Genomic DNA, 16,047 nt, shown 5'->3' on the forward strand with positions numbered 1-16,047 from the left:
ATTTGTCATTTATTCTTACTGCTCCATGCACCCTTTTAGCTAATAATTACTCATGGGAGTTATACCAAGTTAATATGCCTACAGAGAAGACGATAGCTGCTAATCCTAAAAAGACAGCTTTTAGTCCAATAAAGGTTTCTGCGACCCCTGCTAAAGCTAAGGGCAAAGAAAGAGCAATATTAATCACATTATTTTGCAGACCAAATACTTTACCCCGCATTTCTGCTGGGGTTTCGGTTTGAATTGCGGTTTGCATGGGGATACCCACCAGGGCACCAAAGACACCCAATAGGGCGATGAACATCAGAATGATCCATAGCTGGGTGGTGAATACAGACAAACCAATCAGAGAAGCTGCCATACCTATACAACCGCATAGACTAAGATTAGTATAGGAGAAACGTTGACCAAACTGACCCAGAAGCGTCGCCCCTACAGCGATTCCAACACCACCAGCGGCTAATAAAAAGCCGAATTGGGAAGCTTTCAAATGGGGAATTATTTCTGCCATGCGAACGGCGAGAACAGTTAAGGCGGCAAAAATGGAAAATAATATAGTCAGTTGCACTAAAGCATTGCGGACGCGACTATTAGCCTTAAGGTAGCGCAGACCATCACGCAGATCGGCGAAAACGTGGGGGAATTCTGTTTCGGGTGCGTGGGGTTTTTCGTTAGTGATCAAGAATAATAAAATTATCCCCGCGATCGCATAACTTCCACCAACTACTAATTCCTTACCCAAACCAGCACCACTACCACCAAGTTGTAACCAAAGTTGATCAGCAAATGCTAACAGAGGTTGACCAACAGCAAACCCAATAATTACCGACGCCATCATCGTTGTCGTATACAAAGAGTTAGCCGAGAGTAAATGCTGTTCTTGTACCACCAAGGGAATCGCCGCCTGTTCTGCCGGGGCAAAAAATTGTGTTAGAGTAGAGACTAAAAACGTCACACCCAGGATGATCAAAAAACCGACCGGTAACATCCCTAAAGGTTTCCAATCGTGAGTCAACCACAGCAGCAGCGGAATTGCCAAAACCAGAATTCCTCGCCAAACATTCGTCGATACCAACACCGCCTTTTTCGGCCAGCGATCCACATATACACCAGCCACAGAACCAAATAACACCGCTGGAATAGTAAAAGCCATCATCAAAGCTGACACCCAACCACTAATACTCTGACCACCCGCTTGGAACTGAGTATTAATCAAACCAATCATCAGCACCAGATAAACTTTATCTGCCATTTGACAGAAGACTTGACCACCCCAAAGTGCTAGGAAATTTGGGTTTTTTAATACAGGCCAAAATCCCTGTTGTTGTGGATCATCAAATGGTGTTTTCCCATCCTCATCAGACATGTTTAAATCAGGCGGTTCTTTCCCTGGGGTAGACGCTGATGGGAAATTATTGTCAGTCGGTCCACCAGTACCATTTCCCTCAGCAGTGGTTGATTTATCGGCTTGTGTTTCTGATTTTTCTGTAACATCAGCTTTTGTTATTTCTGATGTCCCATTGTGATGGTTTTGAGAAACCTCCTTTGGCGAAATTTCTTCACTATTGATTTGACTGGGTTGAGACCGAGGAACAGCACTCAGGTAATTTGGTACTGTAGAATCTGATGCCCTATTCTGTTTTTTGGCGTAGCTTGGTGATATAGATAGGATTTTGGTATCCAAATCAGAAGGTTGCATCATAGTTAGCAGTAAAATAAGAATCTATTAAGGTAGCGGAGCGAATAGGGCGACCTAAATGATACTGAGTATACTGGCGCAAAATCTGCTCAACAGATAACCAATCATGATTTTTAGCAATATTAATTGGCATTATCTCTGGTTGGGACAGCTGCTGGAGTATAGCAAGTTCTATAGCACTCAGGCGAGTAGTGATAACTGGTATATCTTGACGATGCAGAACAGTTTGGTAGCCAGTGCTGGGTGAATTTGGGGAAATGGGATTTTCTCCCCCTTTCCGTAAAGCTTCCCAAGCTTCTAAACAAATCGTTCCCCCTGTCGTGATGCTAAATCCTACTTTCGGCTGGGAGTCCTGAAAATTTGGGATTAGGGGACGCTGACTTAAACAACAAACTTGTACCTGAGGAGTCAGTCCTCCCAAAGCTAAAAGGTGAAACACCCCATGAGCCAAATGAGCGAAAATACTTGCAGCCTCGGTATTCGGTAATTCCTCCAACCGACGAAGATGTTCATTGAGTAACTCATAAAGCTCTTCTTGGGGTTGTTCACTTAAAGCCTGATACAGGGCTATTTCTGCTAAATACTGGCTAGCGGCCAGTTTCCCCAAATCTTTCGCCAGACCCGGATAAGTTTTTAACGTTTGTGCTTGCGTAATTTTATCGAGCGATCGCCCTTTAGCTATCAGTAATTCATTCACCACAAACACCCCACTCCTGCCACCTAGGCTGGAGTTGTGCTTGCGTGCCCCAGGGGCAACTGCTCGAATCAAACCAAACTCGCGTGTTAAAATTGTCACTATTCTATCCGATTCTCCCAGCGCCTGGGCTTTCAGATTAATTCCAGTTGCTTGATAGGTTCTAGTCATTAGTCAAGGGTCAAGGGTCAAGGGTCAAGAGTCAAGGGTCAAGAGTCAAGGGTCAAGGGTCAACATTTGGACTCTGGACTTTGGACTCTGGACTACTCTTTCTTTCCTAGGTTATCGCGCTGGCGGATTAAATCGACACTGCGAGATGTGCCTAATCGAGTAGCGCCTGCCAAAATTAAATCTAGGGCTTGATTTATAGTGGTAATTCCGCCCGATGCTTTAATTCCCACCCTGTCCCGTGCCATTTCCTTCAAAAATCGCACATCCGCCACTGTTGCGCCACCACTCCAACCAGTACTGGTTTTTAAGAATGCTGCACCAGCTTCCATAGAGATTTCTGCTGCGAGTTTCTTCTGAGCATCTGTTAGCAGGTTGGTTTCTAAAATTACCTTGACAGTCTGTCCAGTCTCCTCGCAAATTTCGGCAATTTCTCGGTGGACAGCTTCCGTGTTCCCAGCCTTCAACCAACCTAAGTTGATGACCACATCCAACTCCGTAGCGCCATTTTCCGCCGCCTCTTGCGCCTCATAGAGCTTCACTGCTGAAGTCGTCGCCCCAGTCGGAAAGCCAATCACCGTACAGACTTTAGGATTCTTACCGTGGAGCAGTTCCGTCGCCTGCTTCACATAGGCGGGATACACACAAACCGCCGCAAAATTAAACCTGTATGCTTCTTCACACCATTGCTCAACCTGCTCTGGGGTAGCAGTTGGCATTAGCAGAGCGTGATCGATAAATGGCGCAATATCAATATCTGGATAGTCTGCTGCCATTGCTATATTATGCCCATGAGTTATTATTAAAGTTTATAAAAAATTAAGACATTATTTTTAAATTAAACCATATTTATGACAAATTTATCTTCAAGACAGGCTAATTGCTGGATCTGGTATGCCAGCTTGATAGCTGACCCTGAATTTTATTAAGTATTTAAATTTACATCAGCTAGTCTTAACCTGATGACCAGGATTTTGCACCAAAGTCCTCACACCAGTGGCTAAAAAGTCAAGAATAGTTTGAGCTAAACCCTTTGACGCCAAATACGGGACACCATTACCAATAGTTTTAAACATATTAGTAAGTGACATATTATCTGGAAGCACGAAATTTGCCGGCATAGATTGTATTGCTAAAGCTTCCGCAGCAGAAATTCGCCGAATTTTATAGGGATGTAAATGTACTTCATTATTGCCATAACAAGCGGTAGGAGAATAACGCCATCGGTGCAGACGTTTGAAAGACTTTTTAGAATCATCGCCTTCATCTACAGCCGCAAATCTGGTAATACCTGCTCTTGGTTGGAAATAATCCTCAGCGTTGGGATGATGCAACACATCATTTTTTCTAAACCAATATTCTACAGTTAATTCTTCAGGAATATCATCAGGACAAAGCAATATAGAATCTGCTTGAAATGGTTCACATTTACGCCAAGGGTAATCAAAAACCTTGGCTTGAGGATATAAAATATAATTATTCCAAGGAAACACACCTTCAGGTAATAATTGACCGCCCATATCTTGAATTAAATTCTTGTGGAAACCAACAAGAATAATTCTATCTCTATCTTGAGGTACACCATATTCAATAGCATTAATTAAGCGCTCAGTTAAAATATATCCTGCTTCCTGTAACTGTACTTTTAAAGCTTCATAAAATAAACGATGTTTTGTCGTCCTCCACAAACCATTGACATTTTCAAATAAAAAGAAATCTGGGATATTCTGACAAATTAATTCAACATAAGCACCCGACAGTTTACCATTATCACCTAAGCGTCCTCTATTTTTGCCCCCAATAGAGAAATCAGGACAGGGAGGACCACCAATAAAGCCAACAATATTATCAGATTTGCGACAATCGTTGACTAACTCCCAGAGGCGTTGTGCGGCGATTCCTTCGGTAAGTTTGGTTACGTCTGCAGCTTCCCCCTCATGATATCCATATTCAGGTAATGATAGGTTAAGAACTTCCCGTGAATAGCGGTAAGCTGACATGAACGGGGAGAAGATTTCATTGACGTAGACAATATTAAAACCGCTGGTTTCAAAGCCTAAATCCAGGAAACCGGCGCCGGAGAAGAAGGAGAATATAGCAGGGCGAAAAATCATAAAAAACAGAATATAGTAGTCCAAATATATTAAAATATCCTTAAATATACAATCGCTGTTGTTTAATAATTAATAATTGCTTGTATAAAAAAATAAGTTGATTTTTATTATGCCATCATCTGACTGGGAAAAGTTATTAGCTGAAGGAAACCGCGCAGTTGAAATAGTTCGCAGGGGGTTAAGAAATCGCGGTATCAATGCGGGAGAGTCTATAATTACTGAATTTGGTAATGATGAAGATATTCCTGTGTATAATAAAGATAATCAGCGCAAGTTATTTTGGATATCAGTTAAAAGTGTTTCCGGGCGAGTTGAAAATCCCCGTATTCTACCTGTTGGTTATCAAGGCTGGATGTGTGGCGAAGTTGAAAGCAAGCAATGGGTCAACCCCCCATCTGTGATTATCTGGTATTGTTTAACTAATGGTATGGCGTGGGGTGCTATTCCTCCTCAACGGCTAAGTACCCGTTGGTTTATTTTTCCTGAGCGTTGGGGGAAGATAGTAGATAAGCGCAAAACGAGTCAGTTAAGTTATACGGTATACCTTTATCCAAGCTGGCTTGTGCCGCCAGATATCATAATCACCAAAGAGGAAATAATAGCTTATATTCAGAGTTTAGCCCGCCAGTAATGATTTATATACTATAATAGCGTTTAAAGACTTGATTAAGACATATTCCAGAAACGAAAATCAAAAATAAATAATTGTAACTATGTATGAACAGTTTATAGATTTTGAGGCAATTTTTAATCTAGCATATAAGCACACTGAACAACTGATTGAACGCGGCTTTGATATTAGTGATCCTTGTGGCGTCACAGAACTTGAATGGATAGCGAATAAATATCCAGAACTGACCGAACGCTGCAATAATGCATTGCTAGAACTTATTGATAAGCAAGCAGATGCTACTCCTGTATTTGTAGGTGCTGGATACTCTGACAATGATTTAGATAGCTTTTAAATAAAGCATTCATCGCCATGAATATATTTAAGAGAATATTCCCAACTTCGCTCTTAATAGCAATACAATTAATATCCTGGATAAATACCTTAATTCTGAAAATAGGGTACAATTCCAAAAAACGCGCCGCACTGGCAAAATATCAAGAAATTATTGATTTTGCTAAAACACAAAATCTCCCATTAGATACTACTAAAAATTTAAAACTTCCGCCCCATCTAGTAGACATCAGCCACGATGGGTCAGTTAAAATATTCCATACATCTGATGGTCGCCACTACATAGTAATCATTATCCAATATTCTGTAACTACAACAGTCAAATTTCAAGGCATTCTCGCTGGTGATGCGGCCTTAACTCCCAGAGAGTGGAGCAAAATTCCTGGCGCTCCCATCAATATGCTAGGAGAATACCAGAAACCCTACGAAGTCACTGGTCCGTTTACAAATCTTTACATTACTCGGCGTTATAACGACTGTCTATTTGAAGTTAAGCGCTAATTCCAGTAATCAACGGAAATCTCACCCATACCGCGTACTCCTACCACGCGATCGCTGGGAATTAACTTTAGCAGGAATTACATTATTAACAACGTTGTCGCAGCAACGGTTAGAGTTTGTTTAATGATATCAAACCTGGCTGATTACCAAATGTTCATTTCACCCAGTAAATGCTTGGATAATCAAACTTTAAACTACTTCTGGGGAATCTCTCTGTGATGGATTCACAGGAAAGAAGACAGCAGGTGAAATATGGAAAAATTCCGCCAGATTTTGAATATGTTCGACCGTTAATTTCCGCTTACCTTTGAGTACATCAGAAACAATTGATTCCGTTTTAAAAATAGGCACTAAATCTTTCTGTTTAAGATTTAATTCCACCATTAAAACCTTGAGAAGTTCTACTCCATAAATATCGGGAACTAAATCCTGTTGTTCTTCATATTCATGAATTAAAATTCCCAGTAAATTCAAATAGTCTTCTTCTGACTCCGTAAGTTTTCCTTTATCTAGTAAATTATCGACAACTGCTTGAGTTTTTTCTAAATCTTCTTCAGATTTTATGGAGCGCGGGGGGAAAGATATGAGTAAATCTGTGTAGGTAATATTGTTGGATAACATCTCATCATTATAGTATTGTTTGCTTAATTATTAGTAATAAGATTTGTGGAAACTTAGTTTGAGTTCATTGATAGCAACTCTAATTCTAGTTAGCCATCAAACCATTCGTCATTTTTCCATTTATCTTTATCGTATTCTGCATGAGTAAGAAACTCACGAATATATATAACCTTTGTTTGATAGTTAATGCAGGTTATTAGTCTATACTTATTCCCTCCAATATTAAAAATGACGAAGTTTTTAACTTGGTCTGGTGCAAAAACGGAACTAGCTTTGACATCAGTAAAACTATTCCAGTCTTGCGCTTTTACAAGCTTCTTCCAGACTCGTATGCTAGGTTCAGCATCAGGGTGCTTTTCACAAGCTTTCTTGAGTCTGGTTTCTGTAATGATTCGCATATATAATATTTTCCTTTACTTTTTTTCAACTCCATCTTTACTCTCCTAATTCCTTGTGTTGTTATTTGAAATCTTAGCAAATTGCGAAGTCAAACGCCAGCCTGTGAGGTGTGAGTATTTTTACTTACACCTCTTTACTATTGATTCACTCGTCTATTTGAGGTTAATCGCCAATTCCACTAATGAACGCAAATCTCAAGCATTCTCTACGATAAGCTGCGCGAACGCGGAGCGTCCCGTAGAGAAGACGCCAAGAGAAACTTTGCGTCTATCCTGCGGGTTCTGCTCTCCAGTATGCGTGAGATAATTATCCGAGAACTTCAGCCTGCGCTTCTGGTGATAAACGCTTGACACCTTGTTTAACAAAACCTTGCAGAAAACCCAGCTGCTGATTTTGTTGAAACACATTTTGCAAAGTTTGGCGCAACTTCTCCAAATTCAAACCAGTTCCAGAGTCTACAGCAATTTCCTGTTGTTGGAAATATTCAACCAAACTCAACCCTGCTACCCTAGTAAGATAAGCAGCACTCACACCCTGAACAACCCCACCAGCAACGAAGGTAGCGACATTACTTTTGAGAACAGTACCAATAACCTTTGTCGAGAGTTCCACTAAACCCAGTTTCAGCATCAAACTTCCCATTGTCCCCGCGACAGTTTGCGCCTGTTCTAGGGAAAATTTCTGCTGATAAATATTACCTAAATCCATGACCATCTGGGCATTAATCGCCGCAGTCGCCAAAATATCTAGTGCTGGAACTGGGTTAGCAAAAGCTGCAGCGGCGGCTATCCACTGATATTGTTCAATAATTGGAGTGGCGCGATCGCTCCTAATTTGATTCAGTCTAAGTTTTGCTTCTGCTTTCAACAACACAGCTTGACGCAGCGTCGTTAACCACACCAGCTTTTGTGCTTGCTGTGCCAAAATTTCACTCAATTGCTGGGTTAACTGCTGGATATCAGGCGCTTGTTCTTCCATCCACTCTTGCACAGAACCATCAGCTTCATGCTTGCGGACTTTGATAGCTATCCCAGACGCCGCAATCGCAACCACATTTCCCTGGATTCGCTGTTTCAACGACAGCAAGATGCTAGCACGTTCATCTGGCAAATATTGGTCTTGTTTATTAAAAACCACCATGAACGGCTGATTTTTTGCCTTTAGCTGCTGTAATATTTGAAATTCTGAATCTGTCAAATCGCCGTTGGTCACAAACAGGACACAATCAGATTTTTGCACTTGGGTCAAAATCGCCGCATCTGAGTTGTCACCGGTTTGTTGAAACAAAGGCGCTGTTTCTTGGAAATTTACAGATTTTGTATCCCACAGATCTACATTTTTGGCTAAAACTTGAATTAAAGTGGTCTTACCTACGGATTTGCCACCAGTAATAACCAGTTTAATTTCTTGTCTGTCTAATTCCCTAAATAACTCGGCTACTTGTTCTCGCAGTGTTTCTAAGGCTGGATGGTGTTCTGCTTCTTGTGCCAGTTGGTTAATTACGGCTTCAGTGTTGGCGATCGCACTTTCTACGGTTTCCCGCTCTACCAGCATACCATCTAGCTGCTCCAAACCATTTTTCGGGCGATTTTGCCTGATTAACCACAAACCACCACCAACGGCGAAAGCACTCAATAAACTAAATTCACCCACCTGCACTATAGAATGATGCCAGGTTTGTAACATCCACAAACAGAAGGATAGTCCTAATCCTCCCACTAAAATTGGTCGCTGCAACTTCACAACCATCATTCTCCGAACTTTTTGTCAGGTTCCTACTCCAGAATAGATCAAAACCCTGCCTCTTTGAATGGGACAGGCGAACAAACACAATTTTCTTTACTTACCGCTGTTAAGATTAATTGCCAAGCTTCGCGATATTGTGCAGAACGAGGTTTACGCTGTCGCTTTTCAGTTTCCACAAGGTGTATTTCGCTACCATAGCCGATGAACACATCGACTGGGAAGATGTAAAATAGGTCGAGTTTTTCTATATATACTAGGGCAAAATCAAAGTCTGCTGGCTTATATACTTCTCTAACCATTAGCCGGCGATTTGTTTTGGTGCGACGATTATCTACAACATAATTCCCCGAAGGCTCATCAAACCAAGCATATTTGACTTGGATTTTCATCACAGTTCCTTCTACATCAAAGGCTAAATCATAAGGTAGCCTGTCGCCAATAGGTTTTAAAACTCCCCAACCACGCTTTAAGGCGTGAATAACAGCCGCTTGTTCGGCTATGTCTCCTTTAAGCTTTGTGTCCATTCAATAGAAATGTTGAGCGCAGTCCCCACCTAAAAATACTATCAGGACTTACGCACGGACTACGATTTTATGTCATTAGGAGCGCAGCGTAGTCATCGCAAAGCTTTATAGAAGTAACCCGATAGGCGCAAAACCCTGTGTCTTTTAGACTCCGGATGTAGCGCCAACGTTTAATTTATTAAACGTGATTTTTTCTTTTTGGTTCAGGTAAAGAATCAATCAATTCTTCTATGATTTGAGTCATAGTTTTATCTTTTTCCACCGCTAATAAGCGTAGTTTATTAATTATGCGTTCGCTTAAAAGTATATGTAATTGCTTTTTTGGCATATTATGTAGTTTATGTGTACACAATCATGCTATCATATATACAGTTAACAAAATCATCAAGGAGGTGATTAAGTAATGCTGGTTTTAGAGTACAAAGTCAAAGCTAAAAAGCATCAATACGATGCAATTAATGAGGCTATCCGTACAACTCAATTCATCAGAAATAAAGCTATACGCTACTGGATGGATTCCCCAAAAGAAGCCAAAATTAATAAAATTGCTTTAAATAATTACTCAACAGCGTTACGCAAAGAGTTTAAATTTGTTGAGGAATTAAACTCAATGGCTTGCCAAGCTGCAACTGAACGAGCATGGTCTGCCATTGATAGGTTCTACCATAACTGTAAGAAGAAGAGGCAGTGCGGTCTTGGGGTCTCCCCAAGTGGAGCAACTGCCGTAGTAGCAGGTAAAAAGGGCTATCCCAGATTTCAAAAAGATAACCGTTCGGTGGAATATAAAACCTCTGGATGGTCGTTAAATCAAACTAAAAGACGCATCATATTTACTGATAAAAAAGGTATTGGTGAAGTAAAGTTACTTGGTAAATGGGATATCGAAACTTACCCAGTTAAGCAAATTAAGCGTGTTAGATTGCTCAAAAAAGCCGATGGATTCTATTGTCAATTCTGCATTGATGTAGATGTTGAATCTGAGTCTAGAATTGCTGACGGTGAAATAGGTCTAGACGTTGGTCTAGAGTTTTTCTACTCAGATTCTAATGGTAATCATGTAGAAAACCCTAGATTTTTGAGGAAATCTGAGAAAGCAATTAAACACGCTCAGAGACAGATTTACAAAAAAGAGAAAGGCAAAAACCAAAGAAGAAAAGCACGAAACAGGTATGCTCGAAAACATTTAAAAGTAAGTAGGCAACGGAAAGAACACGCTCTTAAATTGGCGCGTAACGTATGCAAAGCTAACGCTTTAGTAGCCTATGTTCGGCGAAGCCGTTGCCGAAGGCTAAATTTGAATATTAAAGGCATGGTAAAAAATCACTGTCTAGCCAAGAGCATTAATGATGCATCTTGGTCACTTTTCCGCAGTTGGTTAGAATATTTTGCAGCTAAATTTAACAGCACTGTTGTTGCTGTCAATCCTAGAATGACATCTCAAAAATGTTCGGATTGTGGAACAATTGTCAAAAAATCCCTCTCAACTCGTAGCCATGTATGTAGTTGTGGTTGCAGTTTGCAGAGGGATGTTAATGCTGCAAAAAATATTCTAAATCTTGTCTCCGACACGCTCCGCGATGCAAAAGCTAGGGTAGGGCATACCCAAAGTAACGCTTCTGGACTAGTAACCTCTACTCTAATTGGCGTAAGCCTGTTAGAGCAAGTTACTAGGATGAAGGAAGAATCCCCCGACTTTACGAGTAAGTGAGCAAAGCGAAACTTACTCAGTCGGGGGAGTGTCAATTTTCGTCATATAGCAACCGCCAAAGTGCTTAGGACATTAACTGATGATAAAACCTAGACACAATCAGACTTGTAACCCAGTCCCCAGTCCCCAGTCCCCAGTCCCCAGTCCCCAGTCCCCAGTCCCCAGTCCCCAGTCCCCAGTCCCCAGTCCCCAGTCCCCAGTCCCCAGTCCCCAGTCCCCAGTCCCCAGTCCCCAGCTATAAGTGCGTAAGTCCTAATAATTTATTTTTTCTCAGTCCCTAAAACAAAACCCTGTAATCTTTAAGGATTACAGGGTTTCATTTTTTAACTTGGTGGCGGGAAGTGGATTTGAACCACTGACCTTCGGGTTATGCTTACCATCTACAACTTTCGCTGCCCAGATTAACTGGTTTGTGGTCTGGACTGTCCCTTCACCCTCAGCGTTACTGTTAGGGTGTCTGCCTTCCAGTCTCTACACCTTCTCCATTTCTGGAGCTTGGTTCGGGATTACCGCGCTATTGGCTTCCCCGAGTTTGACAGATAAACGCACATAAGTTTCTTTATGTGCCGCCCACAGCAAACCTAACTAATAAGCGTCTAGTTAAATTTGCCCGTTGAGCCCGACGAGCTACCAGGCTGCTCTATCCCGCGTTGCCGTCTCTCGACTTCTTTACTATAACTCAAAGTCAAAAGTTTGGCAACTACAAAAGCGATAATTCTCCAATTACTTCTAAACGCTTATATTTCCCAAAGGACATAAACTTTTCCGAGAGGCTTTGGGCGACGCTGGGAGTAATCCAGCCCAGTTGCTGGAGCAGGTGAATCGCCACGGCATATTTTGCCCGCTTTGCCCCATCCATAACCTTGATGGACAATCCCATACCCTCACCGAGTCTAGCAATGCACTGCACTCCTTCTGCACCGGCTTTACTGAGCAGTTCCCCTGGGCTTAAGCGCATCAATTCTGTGTCAAATTCGCCATCGCCTGCGACCATAGATGGGTGATGAGTCATGGCACGGGCGATCCGCTCCATATCCAAATTACTCCCGGAGGCTAGCAGGGCATACAAAGAGGCCATTTGACCAAGTTGCATTAGATAGGTGGGTGCGCCGCAGTCGTCGTGAGCGCTGATAAATTCCTCGGCGGGCATTCGTAGTAAATCTGCTACTTTGCCCAAAATCAACTGCTGCACCGGGTGTTTGCGTTCTAAGTAGTTATTTAAAGGCCAATGGCGTTGCTGACAGACAGCTAACATCCCCGCATGTTTACCAGAGCAGTTGTATTCTAGAGGACTCTGCTTGCCTTCACTAATCGGGCATTGGAGTGCCGTGGGGTCAATATCAGCCCGCCAAAGGATGTTAAATACTTGTCTGACCTGTTCGATTGTGCCTTTGTGGGAACTGGTGATAATTGCTAAATCGCGATCGCTGAGGTCGTAGCGTTCGAGTGTCCCTGTGGTGGTAATTGCTAGCGCTTGAAAAGGTTTCAGCGCTGAACGGACAAATGCAGCAGTTTCTGAGTTACCGGCTACGGACAGAACCCGTCCCCGTTCGTCAGACACAACAGCCTGGACTATATGTCTCGATTCAATAATCCCTTCCCGCAGCAACCTGACTTCTAGTGGTGTAGCTTGAGTTCGTTTTCCCATTGTCATGGGTTCATCGGAATCCTTGGGTAAAAACCCCGTCCTTCTAGGACGGCTTTATATTATCAGTTATCAGTTATCAGTTATCAGTCAAGAGTGATGTGTTTATCGTTGGGTTTAAGTCCCCCACAAAGTCAGTTATCAGTTATCAGTTATCAGTCAAGAGTAATGTGTTTATCGTTACGCCTTGATAACTGTTCACTGTTCACTGATTTAAATCCCCCACCATACGCCTTGATAACTGTTCACTGATTTAAACTGCGATCGCATTATTGCCTTGGAGTTGTTTAATTTGGCGTGCTATTGTGCTGCACTTTCAACGGGACAATTACCGATTCAAATCTCACAACCCTGTACGCATAATGTTTTGCTCTGGCAAGCCTCGTCAGTTGTGAGTGGTCAGTTGTGTTTCTTGACGACTGACCACTGACTCATGACGAATGACTATTTACAACAAATGCCAAACTATCGTACCAGTAACAAACAATCCCGCCAAGCCTGCAAAGGTAAATTGTAACCTGCGGATAATCGGTTTGATTTGGTAGGTGACAATCAGGCGATCGCGGTTGAGTATTTCCTGTGGCTTAGTCCAAGTTTGACCGTCGTACCACCCGGATTCTTCATAAAATACCGTAGGGCTTTTGAGGCGATCGCTCACATAGAACCAGCCCAAATACAACCGCACTAGTACCAGTACTATCCCCACACTCGCCCCAGCCGCACCACACAGGATAAATTGTCCTATATACTTGTGTGGGGGAAAACTTGCAGCTGCCACAGGTCCTGCTACCAGCCACGAAAAACCCCAAATCCAAAGTATTTTTGTGATATAATCGCGCCAGCTGACGGTGCAATCACGAAATAACCAGGCGGTTCTTAATTCTTCGTATTCATTTAACGGTTGTTGTTCACTGGGAACTGGGCAATTTGAAACCGAATACTGAATCATATTGGCTTACCCCCACTGTCATCATATTCCGGCAATTCCAGACGTTCTGCATGGCCCCAGAACGCTTCTAAATTATAAAACTCTCGCTCCCTGGGCATCATGACATGAACAATCACATCACCGTAGTCTTGTAGCACCCAACTCCCCTCAGCCTTTCCTGCTGTTCGCAACGGGCGGCGTTGCCATTCTATTTCTACTTGTGCTTCAATTGCTTCGGCGATCGCTCTTACTTGCACTCTCGAATAGCCCGTCATCATCACAAAGTAATCGGCCAGGTAAGACACATCTCCTACTCTGAGCAATAAAATCTCCCCCGCTTTGCGCTCAGATGCAGCTTGGGCAATGGTTAGAGCTAATTTACCACTGGGATCTTCAAGTTGAGCTTGTGAGCTTTCGACCGCCTTCTTGGTGACAGAGACAGATTGTATTGGGAAATCTCCTTGGAAGTAATCAGACATTAAACCTCAGGTGCTTTATCCCTTTTGTTACAACATTTTACAATTCCTGACAAGCAACTATTGAACTGCAAGTGTATGAATTGGTTTTTTTTGAATACTAACAAAAAAACAGGTGTCTCGTGCGCTGAATTAAACCCAAGACCTACTATCCGGGCACATATATTTTCCGCTATGGTGGTCAAAAATCTAGATTTTTTGGGCTTTTGACTCTTGTCTGCGACACGCTGCGCGATGACAATCCCTACGAAAAAATATTACACGCAGCTTTTTCATTTAAATACCCCTCCCCGGTGAAGGGTAGGGGTTAGGGTTAGGATTGGGGGTATCAGGAATATTTAACCTGTCGCGGAAGTCCCCGCCTTCAATGTACTCTAATGGTAGGTATTGTGAGCCTTATGATTAGCTGGATCACCACAGACAACGCTATTCCAAGGGTTTTAGCGATTCTAATTGCCAAAAGCGAGCAGTGTTGGGGATTTGGCGTTAAACTTCCTGTTTAGATACTATTGAAGAGTTAATTGCTTGAGCAGGTGCGGTTACTGAATAAAACAGTGATTCATAATTATTTAAAGCTTGCTCAAAGGCATATTGTTCTACAGCAAATTGGCGACTGTTATAACCGAGAGTTTTGACTTTTTCTGGGTGTTTGTACAAGTCTAAAATTGCCTTGGCTAAAGCTTGGGGATTTTCTGGGGGAACGACAAATCCGCCGCGACTTTGTTTAATAGCTCTAGCTGCTGTGCCATTTTCGGGTACAGATGCGATCAATGCCCGTCCACTGGCAAGTAGAACCTGTATTTTTGATGGCATGTTAAAGGATATAACATTTTTCTTTTGCACCACCAAGCCAACATCTGCAGCAGCTAACATCTGTGGTAAATGTTCGCGGGGTTGAAACGGTAGCAGTAAAACGTTATCTGCGCCACAGTTGAGACACTCTTGCTGCAATCGCTGCAAGCCTTTGGATTCACCAACAATCACAAAGGCAATCTCTGGGATATGGCGTAACATCGCAGCGGTTTTAATAACGGTTTCTAAGCCTTGGGTGAGGGCAATATTACCAGAATATAGGACTACAAATTTGCCGTTGAGGTTATGTGCAGCGCGGAAAGGGTTATTTTCTTTGGGTAAAGAGCGAATGAAATTGACATCAACCCAGTTGGGTATTTGCTCGATTTTGTCTGATGGTACGCCCTTAGAAAGCAAGTTTTCTGTAAACCCATCGGCAATAACGCTAATTTTAGTCGCGCTGTGGTAGGCAAATTTTTCTAACGCCCTAAACACCCTAATCAGCCATTTGTTTTTTAGTAGTCCGACGTGAATAGCTGCTTCTGGTAATATATCTTGAAGATTTAAGACCACAGGACAGGCACGTAACCAGCCTAAAAGGGCTGCTGGGACACAAACAGGTAGTGATGGCGATGTTGAGAGAATCACATCTGGACGCCAGCCGATGAGGGCTGGTAAAAAGCTGGTGACGACAAAACTAGCATCTAGCAGTACCCGATCTATGAGAGTCGGCTGGGGACGAATCCAAACATAACTGCGTTGAATTTGCACACCATTTTTATATTCAGTCAGAAACCATTTACCTCGATAACCCTCATAAATTTGCCGTTCAGGGTAGTTAGGCATAGCTGTGACTACGCGCACTTGATACCCCCTTTTGACCAGTCCCTCTGCTAATTCCGTCATCAACGGAGCTATACCAATTGGTTCTGGATAGTAGTTGTAAGAGTAAATTAAAATCCGCATAACAAATTAGTCAGAAGTCCCTGGCTTTTTTGAGTAACAATAATATTTCTCTTTTCGAGTTTTCTATATTTCTCTTCAAGAGATTTCCGCATTGAGCATGAG

16 protein-coding genes are annotated in these 16,047 nt (G+C 42.3%); 4 read left to right on the plus strand and 12 right to left on the minus strand.

Annotated features, from left to right (window positions below; all coding sequences use genetic code 11):
* Positions 1-46: 46 nt before the first annotated feature.
* The 4 genes from HEQ19_04255 to HEQ19_04270 all read right to left on the minus strand — a co-directional run bounded on the left by HEQ19_04255 (position 47) and on the right by HEQ19_04270 (position 4,675).
* Positions 47-1,699 (minus strand): MFS transporter, encoded by a 1,653-nt coding sequence (locus HEQ19_04255; protein ID WYM03248.1) that lies wholly within the window; start codon positions 1,697-1,699, stop codon positions 47-49.
* Complete coding sequence (recO, locus tag HEQ19_04260; GenBank protein ID WYL98849.1) at positions 1,686-2,564, minus strand: DNA repair protein RecO; 879 nt, start codon at positions 2,562-2,564, stop codon at positions 1,686-1,688. Before recO ends, HEQ19_04255 begins: the two co-directional genes overlap by 14 nt.
* Before the next feature lie 92 nt (positions 2,565-2,656).
* On the minus strand, positions 2,657-3,337 hold the full coding sequence (gene deoC, locus HEQ19_04265; protein WYL98850.1) for a deoxyribose-phosphate aldolase: 681 nt from the start codon (positions 3,335-3,337) through the stop codon (positions 2,657-2,659).
* A 168-nt stretch (positions 3,338-3,505) separates the two neighbouring features.
* The gene (locus tag HEQ19_04270) at positions 3,506-4,675 is read right to left on the minus strand and encodes a DNA cytosine methyltransferase (GenBank protein WYL98851.1); all 1,170 of its coding nucleotides are present in this window, start codon (positions 4,673-4,675) and stop codon (positions 3,506-3,508) included.
* 109 nt (positions 4,676-4,784) lie between these two features.
* Here HEQ19_04270 and HEQ19_04275 point away from each other — a divergent pair, with 109 nt between their 5' ends.
* The 3 genes from HEQ19_04275 (at position 4,785) to HEQ19_04285 (ending at position 6,140) form a co-directional block, all read left to right on the plus strand.
* Complete coding sequence (locus HEQ19_04275) at positions 4,785-5,306, plus strand: hypothetical protein (GenBank protein WYL98852.1); 522 nt, start codon at positions 4,785-4,787, stop codon at positions 5,304-5,306.
* A gap of 82 nt (positions 5,307-5,388) precedes the next feature.
* Complete coding sequence (locus HEQ19_04280) at positions 5,389-5,640, plus strand: hypothetical protein (protein WYM03249.2); 252 nt, start codon at positions 5,389-5,391, stop codon at positions 5,638-5,640.
* 17 nt (positions 5,641-5,657) lie between these two features.
* Positions 5,658-6,140: a hypothetical protein gene (locus HEQ19_04285; GenBank protein WYL98853.1), complete on the plus strand. Its 483-nt coding sequence runs from the start codon at positions 5,658-5,660 to the stop codon at positions 6,138-6,140.
* Between the two features lie 189 nt (positions 6,141-6,329).
* Here HEQ19_04285 and HEQ19_04290 read toward each other — a convergent pair whose 3' ends face one another.
* The 4 genes from HEQ19_04290 to HEQ19_04305 form a co-directional block, all read right to left on the minus strand.
* The gene (locus tag HEQ19_04290) at positions 6,330-6,761 is read right to left on the minus strand and encodes a transcriptional regulator (protein ID WYL98854.1); all 432 of its coding nucleotides are present in this window, start codon (positions 6,759-6,761) and stop codon (positions 6,330-6,332) included.
* 89 nt (positions 6,762-6,850) lie between these two features.
* Positions 6,851-7,159 (minus strand): type II toxin-antitoxin system HigB family toxin, encoded by a 309-nt coding sequence (locus HEQ19_04295; protein ID WYL98855.1) that lies wholly within the window; start codon positions 7,157-7,159, stop codon positions 6,851-6,853.
* 307 nt (positions 7,160-7,466) lie between these two features.
* A complete protein-coding gene (locus tag HEQ19_04300; protein WYM03250.1) occupies positions 7,467-8,909 on the minus strand; it encodes a DUF697 domain-containing protein in 1,443 nt (480 codons plus the stop codon).
* 41 nt (positions 8,910-8,950) lie between these two features.
* Complete coding sequence (locus HEQ19_04305) at positions 8,951-9,430, minus strand: group I intron-associated PD-(D/E)XK endonuclease (GenBank protein ID WYL98856.1); 480 nt, start codon at positions 9,428-9,430, stop codon at positions 8,951-8,953.
* Positions 9,431-9,833: 403 nt separating this feature from the next.
* Between HEQ19_04305 and HEQ19_04315 the strand changes: the two genes are divergently transcribed.
* A complete protein-coding gene (locus tag HEQ19_04315; protein WYL98858.1) occupies positions 9,834-11,138 on the plus strand; it encodes an RNA-guided endonuclease TnpB family protein in 1,305 nt (434 codons plus the stop codon).
* 700 nt (positions 11,139-11,838) lie between these two features.
* Here the strand turns inward: HEQ19_04315 and HEQ19_04320 are convergent.
* The 4 genes from HEQ19_04320 to HEQ19_04335 form a co-directional block, all read right to left on the minus strand.
* Entirely contained in the window at positions 11,839-12,792 is a 954-nt protein-coding gene (locus HEQ19_04320; protein WYL98859.1) for an asparaginase, read from the minus strand.
* Between the two features lie 439 nt (positions 12,793-13,231).
* On the minus strand, positions 13,232-13,732 hold the full coding sequence (locus tag HEQ19_04325) for a CGLD27 family protein (GenBank protein WYL98860.1): 501 nt from the start codon (positions 13,730-13,732) through the stop codon (positions 13,232-13,234).
* Entirely contained in the window at positions 13,729-14,190 is a 462-nt protein-coding gene (gene rsfS, locus HEQ19_04330) for a ribosome silencing factor (protein ID WYL98861.1), read from the minus strand. Before rsfS ends, HEQ19_04325 begins: the two co-directional genes overlap by 4 nt.
* Positions 14,191-14,673: 483 nt before the next feature.
* Positions 14,674-15,945 carry a glycosyltransferase family 4 protein gene (locus tag HEQ19_04335; protein ID WYL98862.1) on the minus strand — a complete coding sequence of 424 codons (1,272 nt, stop codon included), beginning with the start codon at positions 15,943-15,945 and terminating at the stop codon, positions 14,674-14,676.
* Between the last annotated feature and the right edge of the window lie 102 nt (positions 15,946-16,047).

The organism is Gloeotrichia echinulata CP02 (genome assembly GCA_038087035.1).
Taxonomy (GTDB): domain Bacteria; phylum Cyanobacteriota; class Cyanobacteriia; order Cyanobacteriales; family Nostocaceae; genus Gloeotrichia; species Gloeotrichia echinulata.

Excerpts from the sequence above, each read along its gene's own strand:
- HEQ19_04255 (WYM03248.1), bottom strand. The coding sequence starts at position 1,699 with ATGCAACCTTCTGATTTGGATACCAAAATCCTATCTATATCACCAAGC.
- recO (WYL98849.1), bottom strand. The coding sequence starts at position 2,564 with ATGACTAGAACCTATCAAGCAACTGGAATTAATCTGAAAGCCCAGGCG.
- deoC (WYL98850.1), bottom strand. The coding sequence starts at position 3,337 with ATGGCAGCAGACTATCCAGATATTGATATTGCGCCATTTATCGATCAC.
- HEQ19_04270 (WYL98851.1), bottom strand. The coding sequence starts at position 4,675 with ATGATTTTTCGCCCTGCTATATTCTCCTTCTTCTCCGGCGCCGGTTTC.
- HEQ19_04275 (WYL98852.1), top strand. The coding sequence starts at position 4,785 with ATGCCATCATCTGACTGGGAAAAGTTATTAGCTGAAGGAAACCGCGCA.
- HEQ19_04280 (WYM03249.2), top strand. The coding sequence starts at position 5,389 with ATGTATGAACAGTTTATAGATTTTGAGGCAATTTTTAATCTAGCATAT.
- HEQ19_04285 (WYL98853.1), top strand. The coding sequence starts at position 5,658 with ATGAATATATTTAAGAGAATATTCCCAACTTCGCTCTTAATAGCAATA.
- HEQ19_04290 (WYL98854.1), bottom strand. The coding sequence starts at position 6,761 with ATGTTATCCAACAATATTACCTACACAGATTTACTCATATCTTTCCCC.
- HEQ19_04295 (WYL98855.1), bottom strand. The coding sequence starts at position 7,159 with ATGCGAATCATTACAGAAACCAGACTCAAGAAAGCTTGTGAAAAGCAC.
- HEQ19_04300 (WYM03250.1), bottom strand. The coding sequence starts at position 8,909 with ATGGTTGTGAAGTTGCAGCGACCAATTTTAGTGGGAGGATTAGGACTA.
- HEQ19_04305 (WYL98856.1), bottom strand. The coding sequence starts at position 9,430 with ATGGACACAAAGCTTAAAGGAGACATAGCCGAACAAGCGGCTGTTATT.
- HEQ19_04315 (WYL98858.1), top strand. The coding sequence starts at position 9,834 with ATGCTGGTTTTAGAGTACAAAGTCAAAGCTAAAAAGCATCAATACGAT.
- HEQ19_04320 (WYL98859.1), bottom strand. The coding sequence starts at position 12,792 with ATGACAATGGGAAAACGAACTCAAGCTACACCACTAGAAGTCAGGTTG.
- HEQ19_04325 (WYL98860.1), bottom strand. The coding sequence starts at position 13,732 with ATGATTCAGTATTCGGTTTCAAATTGCCCAGTTCCCAGTGAACAACAA.
- rsfS (WYL98861.1), bottom strand. The coding sequence starts at position 14,190 with ATGTCTGATTACTTCCAAGGAGATTTCCCAATACAATCTGTCTCTGTC.
- HEQ19_04335 (WYL98862.1), bottom strand. The coding sequence starts at position 15,945 with ATGCGGATTTTAATTTACTCTTACAACTACTATCCAGAACCAATTGGT.